A 17034-nucleotide genomic window follows, 5' to 3' on the forward strand; every position below is an offset into this window, starting at 1 on the left:
GAAGCAACCATGAAACTGGCAGGAAAAACCGATGTAGGCCGCATTCGCCGCGAAAACCAGGATGATTTCCGGGCGGGCGCGCTGCCGGGCGGCGCGGCCTGGGGCCTGGTGTGCGACGGCATGGGCGGCGCGCGGGGCGGGCGGGAAGCCTCCCGCGGGGCCTGCGATATCATCGAGCGCTGTTTTCAGGAGCACTATAACCGCTGTCTGCCCGGCATGGAGAAGGTTTTTCTGGAGGATGTGCTGAGCAATGCCAACCACTATGTGTTCCAGAAATCTTCCCAGGAGGAAACGCTGGCCGGTATGGGCACCACGGCGGTCTGCGCTCTGGTCCGGTCCGGCCGGGTACATCTGTGCCACGCGGGGGATTCCCGGGCCTACCTCTACCATGCAGGCCATCTAGTACAGCTGACCCACGATCACTCCTATGTACAGGAGCTTGTGGACTGCGGCACCATCACCCCCCAGGAGGCGGAGCATCATCCCCAGAAAAATATCATCACCCGGGCGCTGGGGGTGGACTACCGGGTCTGCCCGGATTATACTTCGGTGGTCATTCTGCCGGAGGATATTCTGCTGCTCTGCTCGGACGGGCTGACCAACTTTGTGCCGGTGGCCCAGATGGAGCAGATCTTCGCGCGGTATTCCTTCTACGATGTGCCGGATAAACTGATCGAGGCTGCCAATGCAGGCGGCGGCCAGGACAACATTACGGCGCTGCTTCTGGGTGCGGAACCTCTGGAGGTGAAACATGGATAATCTCATCGGCAAAAAGCTGGATGGGCTTTATGAAGTAAAAGAACTCATCGGCTCCGGCGGTATGGCCAATGTCTATAAGGCCGTCTGCCTGGGTGAAAACGGCCCGGTGCCCCCGGGCACCGTGGTGGCGGTCAAGGTCCTGCGGGAAGAGTTTATGCACGACCCGGACTTAGTCCGCCGGTTCAAGAACGAGTCCAAGGCCATTTCGCTGCTTCATCACGCCAACATCGTCAAGGTGTACGACGTGTCGGTGAGCGATCAGCTGCAATATATCGTGATGGAATATGTGGACGGGATGACCCTGCGGGAGTATCTCAACAAACGGGGCGGCAAACTCACCAGCCGGGAAACCGTACACTTTATCTCCCAGATTTTGCAGGCACTGGAACACGCCCACCGCAACGGGGTGGTTCATCGGGATGTAAAGCCCCAGAACATCATGCTGCTGGACAACGGCCAGCTGCGGATGATGGATTTCGGCATCGCGCGGATCTCCCGGGCTGAGAACCAGCTGCTCAGCGGCAAAGCCATGGGCAGCGTCCACTATATCAGCCCGGAACAGGCCCGGGGCGACATGACCGACCCCAAGAGCGATATTTACTCGGTGGGCGTCATGATGTACGAGATGCTCTCGGGCAAACTGCCCTTTGACTCGGACAATGTGGTGGAAGTGGCCATGAAACAGATCACGGACACCCCCCGGTCCCTGGCGGAGATCGCCCCCGAGACGCCCCGCGCTCTGGTGGAGATCACCGAGCGGGCGATGGCCAAACTGCCCGAAAACCGGTTTGCCAGCGCGGGTGAAATGCTGGAGGCCCTCGAACGATACGTTCAGGACCCCAATGTCCAGTTTGAGTATCAGTATATCCCGGAAGAAACACCAGCAAAGGTGGTCAAAAAAACAATGAATCAGAAATACGATTCCCACTCTGCCGGAAAAGCCGGCGCTGCCCCCAGAAAAACAAAGCCCCAAAAACGCCGCTCGGTCTTTTTGCCGGTGCTGCTAGGCATCACGGTGGCGTTTGGGTTGGCCTGTGCCTCCCTGTGCTATATGATTCTGCGCAACGCCGACGATCCTCTGCTCAACGCCAAGGCGGAAATCGTCCTGGAAGACTATGTGGGCGTTACCCGGGACGAGGTCAACGCCTCGCCCCAGGTTAGCTCCGGTCAGATTCTGATCGAGTGGGAGGAAGAGTACAACAATACCTATGGGGAAGGGTATGTGTATAAGCAGTCTCCCGCCGCAGGGCGGACGGTGCGGGAAGGCCAGACCGTTACTCTTACGGTGAGCCTGGGCACCAAGTATGTCACCCTGCCTGACACCACCAACTATGTGCAGGCCGATGCCGAGCAGCTTCTGCGTGAGCTGGGGGTCTCGGTTCTGGTGGTTCAGAACGTGGACCCCTCGGTGGCGGTGGGCGCGGTCATCCGTACCGACCCCGCAGCGGGCAGCACGGTCCCGGCGGGCAGCACGGTGGTGCTGTACGTCAGCCGCCAGCAGGTGGCTACCACCACGACGGTACCCTCTGTGGTGGGCCTGACGGTAGAGGACGCCCGCACCCTGCTGGTGCAGAACCATCTGACTCTGGGCAGCCAGACCCAGGCTTACAGCGATCTGCCGGTGGGCACCGTGATTGCTCAGGACATTGCCGCCGGCACCACCACTAAGCTCAACAGCCGGGTGAATGTGACGGTGTCCGCAGGCCCCGAGCCTGCACCCGAACCGGCCCCCAGCGATCCCTCTTCGGGCGATTTCTGGGAGGATCTCTGGGGCGGCCTGGGCGGAGGCAGTTCTTCGTCCAGCAGCAGCTCCAGCAGCAGTTCCAGCAGTTCTTCCTCCTCTGAGCCGGGCTTTATCTGGCCCTGGGAGTGGTGATCGCCCATGGATGGATATATCGTAAAAGGGATCGGCGGTTTCTACTACGTCAAAACCGCTGAGGGTGTGGTGGAGTGCCGCGCCCGGGGGATCTTCCGCAAACAAAAGCGCAGCCCGGTGGCGGGGGACGAAGTAACTCTTGCCGTGGAGAACGGCGCAGCCGTGATCGACGAGATCGCCCCCCGCAAAAATCTCTTCGTTCGTCCGCCGGTGGCCAATCTGGACGTTCTGTTCCTGGTGGCCAGCACCACCCAGCCGGTGCCCAGCACCCTGGTGCTGGATAAACTCTCGGCCATCGCAGTGGATAAAGGGGTCCAGCCGGTGATCGTCTGCACCAAGGGGGATCTGGCTGAGGCCGATTTCCTGGCCCGGGCCTACGAAAAATCCACCCTGCCCTTTATCCGGATCGACTATGCCACCGGCGAGGGGCTGGCGGAGGTCCGTGACTGGATCAGCGGCCGGCTTTGCGCCTTCTGCGGCAACTCAGGGGTGGGCAAATCCACCTTACTGAACGCCCTGATGCCGGAGCTGGGCCAGCAGACGGGCGAGATCAGCCAGAAGCTGGGCCGTGGCCGCCATACCACCCGTGAGGTGACCATCTTCGAAGCCTTCGGTGGGCGGATCGCGGATACCCCGGGGTTTGCCAGCCTGGAGGCCAACCGGGCGGGATTTATCCCCAAAGAGCGGCTGGAATTGGCTTTCCCCGAGTTTGGTCCCTATCTGGGACAGTGCCAGTTCACCGGCTGCTCCCACCGCAGCGAGAAGGGCTGCGCGGTGCGCCAGGCCCTGGCAGCGGGGGAGATCTCCCGCACTCGGTACGACAGCTACTGCGCCATGTACGACGAAGTCAAGGATATCAAGGACTGGGAGCAGAAGAAGGGCCCCAACGGCCTGACCTGGGCGTAACCAAACCAAAACAAAGGAGTTCCGTTTATGTCGCGCTGTGTGATTCTCTCGGCCTGCCCGGTATCCCCCGCCTTGAAAGAGCTGCTTCGGCCGGACGATTTCATCATCGCCTGCGACGCCGGGTACGAGAACTGCCGCCGTCTGGGCTGCCGGGCCGATGTGGTGGTGGGGGATTTCGACTCTGCCCCCCAACCCGAAGAAGCAGCGGGGGAGGGGCTGGTGGTTCTTCCCCATGTGAAGGACGACACCGACACCGAATACGCTGCCAAGCTGGCCGCCAGTCGGGGCTATGATGAGGCGCTGCTGCTGGGGGGCCTGGGGGGCCGCCGGCTGGAACACACCTTGGCCAACCTCTGCACCGGCCTGGGGCTGGAGCGGCAGGGGGTGCGCACCACCCTGGAGGACGAGCGGAGCCGGATTACCTACATCCTGCCGGGGCAGTCCCGGCAGTACCCAAAAGAGAAGTTTTTCTACCTCTCGGTCTTCCCGATGGAGGGCCGGGCCGAAGGCGTGTACATCCGGGGAGCGTTCTACGAGCTGACCGACGCGGTCCTGACCAGCAGCTACCCCCTCGGGGTCAGCAACGAATACGCCCCCGGCTCCGACTGCATCGAGATCGGCACCCGGTCCGGCGCGCTTTTGGTGATCGAAACCTGCGCCGACTGATTTTTGCGCCCGCTGGAACATTTTGCCCGCCTTTTGACTATACTGGAGCAAAGAAGGAAAGGCGGGTGCAGATATGCAGATTGTTGTCATCAAAAGCCCCAAGTGCCTGGCCGGCTTGCTCCGGAGGCTGTTCGGCATCAAGAAAGAGAGCTGAGGGCGCGGGTTTCCGCCCCGATGCAAAAAGCCCGCAGGCTTCGCAGCCTGCGGGCTTTTCGTATGCATATGGATTTTTCAGTGGGAAATCTTCCGTTCCAGCCAGATACAGACGCAGGCGCCCACCACGGCGGCGATGAAGGACCCAATCGTCCCGGTGACCCAGAGCCCGATCAGGTTGAACAAAAAGGTGCCCACTATGCTGCCCAGGATGCCCAGCACCACGTTGCGCAGGGCAGAGGTCCGGCTGCCCATCAGGCGGCCGGCCACATAGCCCGCCAGGGCGCCCAGCAGCAAGCTGAAGAAAAACGAGATAATCATGGCTAAACTCCTCCTTGCCTCAGATTATGCGGCCCAGGGTCAGGGCGGTGCGCTCGTCAGGAAAGTTTGCGTCCCAGCCAGATGCAGACACAGCCGCCCGCCACCGAGACCACAAAATCGCCGATAAAGCCGCTGGCCCGCAGGCCGATCAGGCTGAACAAAATGCTTCCCACAAAGCTGCCCAGGATACCCAGGCCAATGTTGCGCAGGGCCGATGTCTCGCTGCCCATCAGCCGGCCTGCACACCAGCCGGCCAGAGCGCCGATCAAAAGGCTGAAAAGAAGACCCATAAGGGTAGGACCAATGATAAACATAAACAAACCTCTCTTTCAAATTATGGGTGTGCGTTATTCCGCTGCATTTTCAGTGGCCTGCTCCTTTGCGGTGTGGCAGATATCTGCCAGGCAGCAGCGGCTGCACTCAGGCTTGCGGGCGGCGCAGACAGCCCGGCCGTGGAGTACGAACCGGTGGCACAGGTCGCTGCCCTCCTCGGGGGGAATGATCTTCCACAGGGCCATCTCCACCTTCTGGGGCTCCTTGATGTTATCCACCAGGCCGATCCGGTTGGAAAGCCGGATGCAGTGGGTGTCGGTGACGATAGCGGGTTTGCCGAAAACGTCTCCCATGATGAGATTGGCGCTCTTGCGGCCCACGCCGGGCAGCTCCAGCAGCTCTTCAAAGGTAGTAGGCACCTGACAGTCGTATTTGTCCCGCAGAACCCGCATACAGGCCGAGATGTCCCGGGCCTTGGAGTGGCCCAGCCCGCAGGGCTTGACGATGGCCTCGATCTCCTCAGGTTCCGCCGCGGCCAGGGCCGCCACGTTAGGGTACTTGGCGAAGAGATCCTCCACCACCACGTTCACCCGGGCGTCGGTGCACTGGGCCGCCAGCCGGACGCTGACCAGCAGCTGCCAGGCGTGGTCGTAGTCCAGGGAACAGGCAGCGTCAGGATATTCTTTTTTCAAACGCTCGATGACCTCCAGTGCCAGCGCCTTGCGGGCGGCCAGGTCCTCGGCGGAGATGGTTTTTTTCTGCATAGATTTACACCTGCCGATTTTACAGACTTTTTTGTGATGATATCATGTTTTGTCGAATTTGTAAACGGACCCCCGGCAGAAAAACCTTGTTCTCTCCCGGAGAATGCGTTATACTGTTCTACGATCAAAAACAATTTCTGCGCCCTGCGCAGCGGAAAGGAGGAATTGCCCATGCGGGAACCTTTGGCCCAGCGTCTGCGCCCGAAAACCCTGGGGGAGGTGTGCGGACAGCGCCACCTGCTGGCCCCGGGGCGGGTGTTCCGCCGTACCATCGAGAGCGGCCGGATCCCCAATATGATCTTTTACGGGCCTTCCGGCACCGGCAAAACCACGGTGGCCCGGATCATTGCCGAGAACAGCGGCATGACCTTGCACAAACTCAACGGCACCTCCTGCGGCACCGGCGACATCAAGGCGGTGTTCCAGGACATCGGTACCTTGGCCGGGGCGGGGGGGATCCTGCTCTATCTGGACGAGATCCAGTACCTGAACAAAAAACAGCAGCAGAGCCTTTTGGAGTGCCTGGAGGAGGGGACCGTCACCCTCATTGCCTCCACCACCGAGAACCCTTATTTCTATATCTACAATGCCCTTTTGTCCCGGTGCACCGTCTTTGAGTTCAAGAGCCTGACCGCTCAGGACATCGAGGTTGGCCTTAACCGGGCCGCCGAAAAGCTCACCGAGGCCGAGGGCACGCCAGTCAAGCTGGAGCCGGAGGCCTGTGCCTACCTGGCCGAGAGCGCCGGAGGCGATATGCGCAAGGCCCTGGGCTGTCTGGAGTTTGCGGTCACCGCAGCCGAACCCGGCCCGGAGGGTAAAGTCATCACCCTGGACATGATCCGCCAGGTGACCCGCCGCACCGCCATGCGGTATGACAAAGACGGGGACGATCATTACGATATTGTTTCCGCCTACCAGAAGTCCATGCGGGGGTCCGACCCCCAGGCCGCCCTCCATTACCTGGCCCGCCTGCTGGAAGCGGGGGACCTGCCCTCGGCCTGCCGCCGGCTGATGGTCTGCGCCTGCGAGGACGTGGGCCTGGCTTATCCCCAGATCATTCCCATCGTCAAGGCGGCGGTGGATGCGGCCAACATGGTGGGCCTGCCCGAGGCACGGATCCCCCTGGCGGATGCAGTGATTTTGGTGGCCACCAGCCCCAAGTCCAACAGCGGAGAGGCCGCCATCGACCGGGCCCTGGCAGATGTGCGGGCCGGGCGGACCGGCCCGGTGCCCCGTCAGCTCCAGAACAAGCACTTTGACGGGGAGGACGCTCTGGTCAAGGGACAGGATTACAAATACGCCCACGACTTTGAAAATCACTGGGTGGACCAGCAATACCTGCCCGACGCCATTCGGGACGCCAAATATTATATCTTTGGGGATAACCGTACCGAACAGGCGGCCCGGACTTATTGGGCCCGGATCAAAGGGGAGGATAAAGTCTGACCTATCGCCCGGCCCTTGACAAAATTCTACAGTTTCGGTAGGATAAAAAGGAGAACGACGGCAGAATGTCCATTTGCGCGTTTGCCGGGGAAATAACATCACCTTAAGGAGCAACATTCATGCGTTACTCGAGGCAAAGAGAGCTGGTTCTGCAGCAGGTGGAACAGCTGTGCACCCACCCGACTGCGGAGGAAGTCTACCAGCAGGCGGTCAAGGAGTGCCCCAACCTGAGCCTGGGCACCGTCTACCGCAATCTGAACAGCCTGGTGGAAGCCGGGCGGGTGCGGCGGGTGTCCATCCCGGGCCAGCCCGACCGGTTCGATCATACCCTGCGCTGGCACGGGCACCTTTACTGCACGGCCTGCGGCGGCGTGAGCGATCTGGTTGTGGATGGCACGGCCATGGAGCAGATGCTGCAAAATCAGCCGGGCCAGATTCGGGACTGTGTCCTGACCCTGATCGGTGTCTGCGAAGATTGCGCGAAGCGGGGGGCAGCCCAGACCGCCGAATAAACGAACCCATGCCTGCACGGGCGGAAGCAGTTTCCGCCCGTGCGTTTTTCTGCCTGGGGGGACGGGCAGAACCAAAGGGAAAATGCAAAATTTCACTTGTCGATTGGGGCCGGAGGGGGTATAATAAACAGAGGTGTTTGCGCCGCCGGGGCAAAGCTGTTTCCGGCGGGTGCTCCCAAAGACCCAGCAAAGATTAAGAATCAGTAGCGCCGCGGCGGGTGACCGGCCGCGGGGTAAGGATGGTATCGTTGGAATACATTACTTTTGAACACGACAGCCGCGCCGAACAGTTGATCGGCCAGGCTTACGACACGCCGCCACTGGCCTATGTCCACAGCTATGGCTGCCAGCAGAACGTCAACGACGGCGAGCGGATCAAGGGTGTCTTGGTGGATATCGGCTACGGTTTGTGCGATAAGCCGGAGGACGCCGACCTGATCCTCTTCAACACCTGCGCCGTGCGGGAGCACGCTGAGCAGCGGGTGTTTGGCAACGTGGGCGCCCTCAAGGGCCTGAAAGAGAAAAAGCCCGGCCTGATCATCGGCCTGTGCGGCTGCATGGCAAACCAGGCCCATGTGGTGGAAAAACTGCGCAAGAGCTACCCCTATGTGGATCTGGTTTTCGGCGTGGACGGCATCGACACGCTGCCCCAGCTGATCTGCCGCAAGCTCGAGCAGCACAAGCGGGTGCTCCTGGACCCGGCCCAGCGCCCGGTCATCGTGGAGAACCTGCCCATCCGGCGGGAGAGCGAGTTCCGCGCCTGGCTGCCCATCATGTACGGGTGCGATAACTTCTGCACCTACTGCATCGTGCCCTATGTCCGCGGCCGGGAGAAAAGCCGCCGCCCCGCCGATATCCTGGCGGAGTTCCGGGGTTTGGTGGAGGCCGGTTACAAGGAGATCACCCTCCTGGGCCAGAATGTCAACAGCTATGGCAAAGGGCTGGAAGAACAGATCGACTTCGCCGACCTGCTCAACCTGCTCTGCTCGGTGCCGGGGGACTACCACATTCGGTTTATGACCAGCCACCCCAAGGACGCCAGCCGGAAGCTGATCGACACCATTGCGGCCCAGCCCAGAATATGCAAGCATCTGCATCTGCCGGTACAGTGCGGCTCCAATCGCATCCTCCAGCAGATGAACCGCCGCTACACCGTCGAGCAGTATCTGGATCTCATCGAGTACGCCCGGGCCCGGGTGCCGGGGATTACCTTCTCCAGTGACATCATCGTGGGTTTCCCCGGTGAGACGGAGGAGGACTTCTGCCAGACGCTGGAGCTGATTCAGAAGGTGGGCTACATGCAGCTGTTCACCTTCATCTACTCCAAGCGGGAGGGCACCAAGGCGGCCCTGCTGCCCGACCCCACCCCCCGGAAGGAGAAAACCGACCGGATGGAACGGCTGCTCAAGACCCAGGACGCCATTGCCATGGAGCTGGTCAAGGCCCAGGTGGGCCAGACCGTCCGGGTGCTGGTGGAGGGCTATGGCCGCCTGGAGGGTACTCTCTCGGGCCGTCTGGACAATAACCTGACGGTGGAGTTTGCCGCCGACCCCGTACTGCTGGGCCAGTACGCCCAGGTGAAGCTGACCGGCGCCCGCGCCACGGTGCTGCTGGGCGAATTGGCCGGCTGAAACCGGGCAACCTAATGAATCAGGAACACCGCTTTTTCAAAGGAAAAGCCGAAACCAACCGCCCGCGCCCCTGCGGGCAGGAAGAAAAAGGAGAAATAATATGGATTGCATTGATCTTTTCAAGCGCGCCGCTGTGGCGCTTCAGACCGACAGCCGCTATCTGGCCCTGGACCAGGCCCGGCAGATGAACGACAAGGACGAGGAGCTCCAGAACATGATCGGGGAGTTCAACCTGGTCCGGATGGATCTGAACAACGAGATCGGCAAGACCGAGCGGAACGACGCCCGCATCGCCGAGCTGAACGAAAAGGTGAACACCCTCTATGGTCAGATCATGAACGACGAGGGGATGATCGCTTACAACGAGGCCAAGCGTGAGTGCGAGGCGCTGGTGAACTATATCGACGCCATCATCAATACTGCCATGAACGGCGGCGACCCCATGACCGTTCAGGAGCCCTCGGCTTCCTGCACCGGCAGCTGCTCCACCTGCGGCGGCTGCCACTAAGCCCTATAAACCAAAACGCGGCTGCGCTCTGCGGGCCGCGTTTTCCTTACAGAGGGCGGTTACAAGCCACAAACCTGCCGCACAAAACGAGGGAAGGAACGGTGAATTTCCATGGCGGATTTTTCGCCCATGATGCAGCAGTATTTTGAGATCAAGAACCAGCACAAAGACGAGATCCTGTTTTATCGCATCGGCGACTTTTACGAGATGTTCTACGACGATGCCATCACCGCCTCGCGGGAACTGGATCTGACCCTGACCGGCAAGCAGTGCGGCAAGGATGAGCGCGCCCCCATGTGCGGCGTGCCCTTCCACAGCTACGAGACCTATATGGCCCGGCTCATCGCCAAGGGTTACAAGGTAGCCATCTGCGAGCAGGTGGAGGACCCTGCCAAGGCCAAAGGCCTGGTGAAGCGGGACATCATCCGGGTGGTGACTCCGGGCACGGTCATCGAGAGCAGTATGCTCCAGGATGACCGCAACAACTATATCGCCAGCATCTATGTGAAGGACAACCGGGCGGGCGTCTGCTTTGCGGACGTTTCCACCGGCACGGCCCACATCACCGAATTGAAGGCCGAGAAAATTGAGGTGGCCCTGATTACCGAGCTGTGCCGCTATCACCCCAGCGAGATTTTGATGAACCCCACCATGCTCAACTGCCGTGAGGTGACAAATTACATCAAAAAAAATATGACCTGCTCGGTAGAATTGGTGGAGGAGGCTCGGTACGCCCCCGGCCTGGTGGAAATTGCCCTCAGCAATCAGTTTGGGCGGGACTGGGCCCGGACCACCGAGATCGAAGCCGGGGGTCTGGTGCGCTTTGCCATGGGCGCTCTGCTGGAATACCTCCACGACACCCAGATCAAGGGCGTGGAGCGCCTCAAAACGGTCCAGCGCTATACCGAGGCCCAGTTCATGCGGCTGTCCCCGGTGACCCGGGCCAACCTGGAACTGACCGAGACCATGCGGGGCCGGGAGAAGCGGGGCACCCTGCTCTGGGTGCTGGACCGCACCTCTACCGCCATGGGCAAACGGATGCTGCGCAGCTGGATCGAGCAGCCCCTGGTATCCAGCGAGGTGATCAACCACCGGCTCAACGCGGTGGAGCGGCTGGTGCAGGAGACCGTCACCCGAGGGGATCTGAGCGAGACTTTGCGCTATGTGGCGGACATCGAGCGGCTGATGACCCGCACAGTTTACGGCTCCGCCACCCCCAAAGAAATCTACACCCTGGCCCAGACCTGCGACCGTCTGCCCGAGCTCAAGCGGCTGGCGGCGGATTGCAACTGTTCCGAACTCACCACCCTCGCCGGGGAAATCGACCCCTTGGAAGAGATCAAAGCTCGGATTTATGCGGCGGTGGACAAAGACGCCCCCTCTACCTTGAAGGAGGGCGGCGTCATCGCCAAGGGCTACAACGACGAGGTGGATGAACTGCGGGCCATCCGGGAGAACAGCAAAGGGGTTCTGGCCCAGATGGAGGCCCGGCTGCGGCAGGAAACAGGCATCCCAAAACTGAAAATCGGGTTCAACCATGTGTTTGGCTACTTTATCGAAGTCAGCAACAGCTACAAAAACATGGTGCCGGAGAGCTACATCCGCAAACAGACCCTGACCGGCGGCGAGCGGTACATCACACAGGAGCTCAAAGAGCTGGAAAATAAGATCCTGGGCGCTCACGAGCGGCTGATTGCCCTGGAGCGGCGGCTGTTTGACGAGCTTCTGGAAGGGATCAGCCGGGAGCTGGACCGGATTCAGTGCACCGCCAACGCGGTGGCCCAGCTGGATGTTCTGGTCTCCCTGGCTCAGGTGGCCGCGGATAACAACTACTGCCGCCCGGTGGTGGATGACAGCGACGAGCTGAAGATTGTGGAGGGCCGCCATCCGGTGGTGGAACAGGTGCTCAAGGGCAGTCTGTTTGTCCCCAATGACACCCTTCTGGACTGCGGCGACAACCGCTGCCTTATCATCACCGGCCCCAATATGGCGGGCAAATCCACCTATATGCGCCAGAACGCGCTGATCGCCCTGATGGCCCAGATCGGTTCCTTTGTCCCGGCCAGTGAATGCCGGGTGGGCGTGGTGGACGCCGTCTTTACCCGGGTGGGCGCCTCCGATGACCTGGCCGCCGGGCAGTCTACCTTTATGGTGGAGATGACCGAGGTGGCCGAGATCCTCAAGAGCGCTACCCGGCGCAGCCTGGTGGTGCTGGACGAGATCGGCCGCGGGACCTCCACCTTCGACGGCATGAGCATCGCCCGGGCGGTGGTGGAACACATCGCCGACCCCGCCAAGGGGCTGGGGTGCAAGACCCTTTTTGCCACCCATTACCACGAGCTCACCGACCTGGAAGGGACCATCGACGGGGTAAAGAACTACAACATCGCCGTGAAAAAGAGGGGAGAGGATATCACCTTCCTGCGGCGGATCATCCGGGGCCCCGCGGACGACAGTTACGGCATTGAAGTGGCCAAACTGGCCGGCCTGCCCGGCAGCGTCACCCGCCGGGCCCATGAGGTGCTCCGCACCCTGGAAGCAGCCGCCCCCAAAAACCGGGTGGAGCAGATGGATTTCGACGCCCTGCAAGATTATGCCTCTCCGGCAGTGCCCAGCGAGGTCCTGGACAAGCTGGAAGCACTGGATGTGGAGACTCTGACCCCCATCGAGGCATTGAATTTCCTCTACGAACTCAAGAAAACTTTAAAAGGCACCCTCAACGGGGGCTGATTTTGGATAACCGAAAGGAGGCGTCTATATGGCAGTCATTCGCGTGCTGGACAAACACACCGCCGAGCTGATTGCAGCGGGCGAGGTGGTCGAGCGGCCCGCCTCAGTGGTCAAAGAACTGCTGGAAAATTCCATTGACGCCGGAGCGACCCAGATTACCGTCGCCATTGAATCGGGCGGTGTCAAACTGATCGAAGTGAGCGACAACGGCAGCGGCATCGAGCCGGAGGATATTCCCACCGCCTTTATCCGCCACGCCACCAGCAAGATCCAGACCGGGGAGGATCTGAACGCCATCCACACCCTGGGGTTTCGGGGCGAGGCCCTGGCCTCCATCGCCAGCGTGGCCCGGGTGGAGCTCTTGACCCGGACCGAGACGGCGGAGTTCGCCTGCCTCTACCGGATCGAGGGAGGGGAAGAGCAGCCTCTCCAGCCCGATGCCCGGGGCGTTGGCACCACCATTCGGGTGCGGGATCTTTTCTACAACACCCCCGCCCGGATGAAGTTCCTGAAGAAGGATTCCAGTGAAGGAACCTTCGTCGCAGACGTGGTGTCCCATCTGGCCCTCAGCCACCCGGAGATCCGGTTTAAATTTGTGCGCGAGGGCAAAACCCAATATGTTACTCCCGGCGATGGCAAGCTGCGCAGCGCCGTGTATGCGGTGCTGGGGCGAGAGTTCAGCCGGGATCTGCTGGATGTGGGGGACAGCACCCTGGGCTACCGGGTGTATGGTCTGGTCACGCCGCCCCGGTGCTGCCGGGCCAGCCGCAGCATGCAGTACTTCTACATCAACGGCCGCTATGTGCGCAACCGCACCATGATGGCCGCCCTGGAAACCGCCTTTAAAGGGGTGGCGATGCAGGGCAAATTCCCGGGGGGCGTTCTGCTGCTCGAAATGCCCGCCGACCTTGTGGATGTGAATGTCCACCCGGCCAAAACCGAAGTGCGCTTCGCTCGGGAGAACGACGTCTTTGATATCGTCTACCATGCGGTCAAGTTGGCTTTGACCCAGCCCGGCAGCGGGGAGCAGCGGTTTGTCCTCTCTCCGGAAGCTCCCAAAGAAAAAGAAGGGGAGAAGGCCGCAAAAGAAGCTGAATTCAGCAAAAACAGCGAAAATAAGCGAGAAAATAGTGTAAAGCAGTCCAACTTTACAGGTTTATCCGCGGTAATACAAGGCCAATCGGAGCCCGGCACTTTAAAGAAATCTGAAAAGCATCTTAGCTTTACAGAAAGCGAGCCTTCAAAGCCGGCGCAGCGGCCGCCCAAAGCCTCTTTTCAGGAAGAGTGGGAGAAGGATCTGCTCCCCCTCGATCCGCCTGAAACGCACCAGCCTGCACCGAAGAAGCTCCTGTCTCAACCGTCGCCGGCATTGGATGGGATTGACCGGAGAAGTTTTCAGGAAGTGCTCCGGAGCTCTCCGCCCCCCTCGCCGGTGGTTGTTTTGCACAGCCCGCCCCCGGCGTCCAAGACCTCCTTCCGCCGGGCGGAGGATGAATCCCGGCTGGACATCAGTCCTGCGTTGGAGACCGAAGAGGCCCCTGTGCAGGACAGCCTCTCTGCCTGGCAGACCCCTGCCGTGCCCGAGGCCGCCCCGGCCGAACCGGAGCAGCCCGCCCCCGAGCAGCTGGCGCTGGAACCCACCCCCGCCGAACAGAAGCTGGAGTACGTGGGCGAGGTGTTTAAAACTTATATCATCACCCAGAGGGGAGACGAGCTCTGCCTCATCGACAAGCACGCCGCCCACGAGCGCCAGCTCTATGAGAAGCTGGCGGCGGGGTACGGCCAGGTGGCCAGCCAGTTGATGCTAGTGCCGGTGGCGGTGGAACTCTCCGCTGAGGAAAAGCAGGCGGTGCTGGAGAACATCCCCCTTTTGGAAAACGCGGGCCTTGAGGTCGGCGATTTCGGGGGCAACACGGTTCTGCTGCGGGCGGTGCCCGCCGACGTGGAGCCGGACAGCGCCGAGGATCTGCTGGTGGAGCTGGCGGGCAAACTGGCCCAGGGCAGCCGGGATGCTCTGAGCGAGCGAACCGAGTGGGTGCTCCACTCCATCGCCTGCCGGGCCGCCATCAAGGCGGGGGACACTTCTTCTCCCCAGGAGCTGATGGCCCTGGCGGAGGAGATCCTCTCCGGCCGGGTGCCGCCTTTCTGCCCCCATGGCCGCCCCTGTGTGCTGAAGCTGACACGAAAGGAGCTGGAAAAGCAGTTTGGACGGATTGTATAAACACCCGGTACTGGCAGTGGCGGGACCTACCGCCACCGGAAAAACCGCCCTGGGCGTCGCATTGGCCAAGCGGTTCGGCGGCGAGGTGATCAGCGCCGACTCCATGCAGATTTACCGGGGCTTGGATGTGGGCACCGCAAAGGTGACCGCTGAGGAAACCCAGGGCGTACCCCACCACTGTGTGGATTTTCTGCCGCCGGAAGAAGTGTTCAGTGTGGCGGATTTCACGGCGCTGGCCGCCCGGCTGGAACAGGAGATTTCCGCCCGGGGGGCGCTGCCCATTCTGGTGGGCGGCACCGGGCTGTATATCCAGAGCTTTCTGGAAGGGATCCGCTTTACGGAAGAAAAGCCTTCCAACGGTCTGAGGGAACAGCTGGCGGCAGAGCTGGAGGCCCGAGGGCCAGAAGCGATGTATGCCGAACTGCTGTCGGTTGACCCGCAGGCCGCCGCGGCCATCCACCCCAACAACCGGGTGAGGGTGCTGCGGGCGCTGGAACATTACCGGGCCACCGGGCGGCGGCTCAGCGAACAGAAGGCCGCCTCCCGGCCCAGTCAGCGGCCCTACCGGTCCCTTGTTCTGGGTCTGGATTTCGCCGACCGGGCTCAGCTCTACCGCCGGATTGACCTGCGGGTGGACCGGATGATGGAGCAGGGGCTTTTGGAGGAGGCCCGGCTGGTCTATGACCATCGGGACAGCTACCGCACGGCGGCCCAGGCCATCGGCTACAAAGAATTTTTCCCCTACTTTGCGGGGGAGGCAGAGCTGGCCGCCTGCGTGGAGAAACTCAAGCAGGCTTCCCGCAACTACGCCAAGCGGCAGTTGACCTGGTTCCGCCATATGGAAGGGGTGGTCTGGCTTCAGGCCGACGCCCCGGATCTTCTGGACGAGGCCTGCCGCCGGACCGAGGAATTTTTGGAAAAGAGGGATGCGCTGTGAGATGGGATCCTGCACAGACCAAGCGCCCCTACACCCTTTGGGTGCTGGTCGGGGTGGCGGCAGCCCTGGTGCTGGCACTGGGGTATGTGGGCTATCAGGCCTACCGCATTTTGAACCCGCCCAACCTCTATGAAACGGCCCTGATGAGTACGGTGGAGGACACCGTGGAGGCCGAGGGCGTTCTGCTGTTCCAGGAGACCCTGGTGCCCGGCAGCGGGCTGCTGGGGTATCGGGTAGGGGACGGTGAGCGGGTATCGGCTGGAACCATCGTGGCCGAAGTCTACTCAGACGCCTCTCAGAGTGCTCTGCGGGCCCGGCTGACGAATCTGTACGAGCAGATTGATCTGCTGGAACACTCCCAGAATGTTTCCACCACCCAGATTGATACCTTGCTGGCGGAACGGTCGAGTGCCCTCTACACCTTGCTGGACAACATTGACCGGGGACTGTACAGCCAGATCGACAACGGCCGGGAGAGTTATCTGCTGGCCCAGAACCGGCTTTGGGTGACCACCGGGGAAGCGGCGGACTTTTCGGCCCAGATTGCCGCCCTGTCGGCGGAGGCTGTCCAGCTGGAAGGCCAGTTGGGCGGGCTGGCCCAGGTAGTCTCGCCGGGGACCGGTTATTTTGTCCGCAGCGGAACCAGCCGGCAGCTCACCCAGAGCGCGGATGCGATCCTGGCGCTGGATGCCGCTGGGCTGAAAGCTCTGCTGGATCAGCAGGCCGATGCTCCGCTGGAAGGCTGTGCCGGCAAAATTGTCTCAGGGTTCAGCTGGTATTATTGTGGTGTCTGCACCGCCGAGCAGGGGCAAAAGCTCCTGGGCCGGGACGGCGCCCCTCTCACTGGGAATGTCCAGATCCGGTTCCCCGGGCAGACCGAGAACAGCCTGAAAGCCAAGCTCACCGAGGTGACCATTGACGAGTCCAGCGGTCTGGCCCGTTTTGTGCTGCGGTGCGATACCCTCACTGGGGAAGTGCTCCGGCTGGGCCAGGCCAACGCAGAAATCATCCTCAGCGAGACCACCGGCCTGCGGATCAAAGCGGAGGCCGTCCATTATCTGCTGGAGGAGACCGGGGAAGAGGTGACCGCCCTCCAGGGCGAAAACTACATCCCGGGCGTGTACGTCAAATTCGGCAACCTGGCGCGCTTTTGCCGGATCGATCCGGTGGACAGCGAGCACCCCCTGGTGCAGGACGGCGATTACATCATTGTCCAGCCCAAGGGCACTGCGGGATCGGTCAGCGAGCTGAAACTCTACGATACCGTCATTGTTTCGGGACAAAATTTGTACGACGGAAAACTTTTGTACTAGCTGTTATTGACATCCGGC

16 protein-coding genes are annotated in these 17034 nt (G+C 61.4%); 13 read left to right on the forward strand and 3 right to left on the reverse strand.

Going from position 1 to position 17034, the window contains the following annotated elements; all coding sequences use genetic code 11:
• Nucleotides 1-9: 9 nt before the first annotated feature.
• The 5 genes from JCM17207_RS03475 to spoVM all read left to right on the forward strand — a co-directional run bounded on the left by JCM17207_RS03475 (nt 10) and on the right by spoVM (nt 4361).
• Complete coding sequence (locus JCM17207_RS03475) at nt 10-759, forward strand: Stp1/IreP family PP2C-type Ser/Thr phosphatase (protein WP_238316271.1); 750 nt, start codon at nt 10-12, stop codon at nt 757-759.
• The gene (pknB, locus tag JCM17207_RS03480; RefSeq protein ID WP_238316272.1) at nt 752-2635 is read left to right on the forward strand and encodes a Stk1 family PASTA domain-containing Ser/Thr kinase; all 1884 of its coding nucleotides are present in this window, start codon (nt 752-754) and stop codon (nt 2633-2635) included. The genes JCM17207_RS03475 and pknB overlap by 8 nt, the downstream gene beginning before the upstream one ends.
• A gap of 6 nt (nt 2636-2641) precedes the next feature.
• Nucleotides 2642-3541 carry a ribosome small subunit-dependent GTPase A gene (gene rsgA / locus JCM17207_RS03485; protein WP_238316273.1) on the forward strand — a complete coding sequence of 300 codons (900 nt, stop codon included), beginning with the start codon at nt 2642-2644 and terminating at the stop codon, nt 3539-3541.
• Between the two features lie 27 nt (nt 3542-3568).
• Nucleotides 3569-4207, forward strand: coding sequence for a thiamine diphosphokinase (locus tag JCM17207_RS03490; RefSeq protein WP_238316274.1), 639 nt, complete (start codon nt 3569-3571; stop codon nt 4205-4207).
• A 73-nt stretch (nt 4208-4280) separates the two neighbouring features.
• Nucleotides 4281-4361: a stage V sporulation protein SpoVM gene (gene spoVM / locus JCM17207_RS13820; RefSeq protein WP_373871917.1), complete on the forward strand. Its 81-nt coding sequence runs from the start codon at nt 4281-4283 to the stop codon at nt 4359-4361.
• A 77-nt stretch (nt 4362-4438) separates the two neighbouring features.
• Here the strand turns inward: spoVM and JCM17207_RS03495 are convergent, their stop codons facing one another.
• Genes JCM17207_RS03495 through JCM17207_RS03505 form a run of 3 tightly spaced genes read right to left on the reverse strand, consistent with a single transcriptional unit; the run spans nt 4439 to nt 5718 of the window.
• Complete coding sequence (locus tag JCM17207_RS03495) at nt 4439-4681, reverse strand: GlsB/YeaQ/YmgE family stress response membrane protein (RefSeq protein WP_238316275.1); 243 nt, start codon at nt 4679-4681, stop codon at nt 4439-4441.
• A gap of 56 nt (nt 4682-4737) precedes the next feature.
• A complete protein-coding gene (locus tag JCM17207_RS03500; protein ID WP_238316276.1) occupies nt 4738-4995 on the reverse strand; it encodes a GlsB/YeaQ/YmgE family stress response membrane protein in 258 nt (85 codons plus the stop codon).
• A gap of 33 nt (nt 4996-5028) precedes the next feature.
• Nucleotides 5029-5718, reverse strand: coding sequence for an endonuclease III domain-containing protein (locus JCM17207_RS03505; RefSeq protein WP_238316277.1), 690 nt, complete (start codon nt 5716-5718; stop codon nt 5029-5031).
• 171 nt (nt 5719-5889) lie between these two features.
• Here JCM17207_RS03505 and JCM17207_RS03510 point away from each other — a divergent pair, with 171 nt between their 5' ends.
• The 8 genes from JCM17207_RS03510 to JCM17207_RS03545 all read left to right on the forward strand — a co-directional run bounded on the left by JCM17207_RS03510 (nt 5890) and on the right by JCM17207_RS03545 (nt 17016).
• On the forward strand, nt 5890-7164 hold the full coding sequence (locus JCM17207_RS03510) for a replication-associated recombination protein A (RefSeq protein ID WP_238316278.1): 1275 nt from the start codon (nt 5890-5892) through the stop codon (nt 7162-7164).
• A 119-nt stretch (nt 7165-7283) separates the two neighbouring features.
• Nucleotides 7284-7676, forward strand: a complete 393-nt coding sequence (locus JCM17207_RS03515) for a Fur family transcriptional regulator (protein ID WP_238316279.1) — start codon at nt 7284-7286, stop codon at nt 7674-7676.
• A 239-nt stretch (nt 7677-7915) separates the two neighbouring features.
• Complete coding sequence (miaB, locus tag JCM17207_RS03520) at nt 7916-9307, forward strand: tRNA (N6-isopentenyl adenosine(37)-C2)-methylthiotransferase MiaB (protein ID WP_238316280.1); 1392 nt, start codon at nt 7916-7918, stop codon at nt 9305-9307.
• Nucleotides 9308-9407: 100 nt separating this feature from the next.
• A complete protein-coding gene (locus JCM17207_RS03525) occupies nt 9408-9815 on the forward strand; it encodes a YlbF/YmcA family competence regulator (protein ID WP_238316281.1) in 408 nt (135 codons plus the stop codon).
• 111 nt (nt 9816-9926) lie between these two features.
• Nucleotides 9927-12545, forward strand: coding sequence for a DNA mismatch repair protein MutS (gene mutS / locus JCM17207_RS03530; RefSeq protein ID WP_238316282.1), 2619 nt, complete (start codon nt 9927-9929; stop codon nt 12543-12545).
• A 28-nt stretch (nt 12546-12573) separates the two neighbouring features.
• A complete protein-coding gene (gene mutL, locus JCM17207_RS03535; protein WP_238316283.1) occupies nt 12574-14766 on the forward strand; it encodes a DNA mismatch repair endonuclease MutL in 2193 nt (730 codons plus the stop codon).
• Nucleotides 14750-15703, forward strand: a complete 954-nt coding sequence (gene miaA / locus JCM17207_RS03540; RefSeq protein WP_238316284.1) for a tRNA (adenosine(37)-N6)-dimethylallyltransferase MiaA — start codon at nt 14750-14752, stop codon at nt 15701-15703. The genes mutL and miaA overlap by 17 nt, the downstream gene beginning before the upstream one ends.
• Complete coding sequence (locus JCM17207_RS03545; RefSeq protein ID WP_238316285.1) at nt 15700-17016, forward strand: biotin/lipoyl attachment domain-containing protein; 1317 nt, start codon at nt 15700-15702, stop codon at nt 17014-17016. The genes miaA and JCM17207_RS03545 overlap by 4 nt, the downstream gene beginning before the upstream one ends.
• The last annotated feature ends 18 nt before the right edge of the window (nt 17017-17034 follow it).

It is taken from the genome of Faecalibacterium gallinarum, from assembly GCF_022180365.1.
Taxonomy (GTDB): Bacteria; Bacillota; Clostridia; order Oscillospirales; family Ruminococcaceae; genus Faecalibacterium; species Faecalibacterium gallinarum.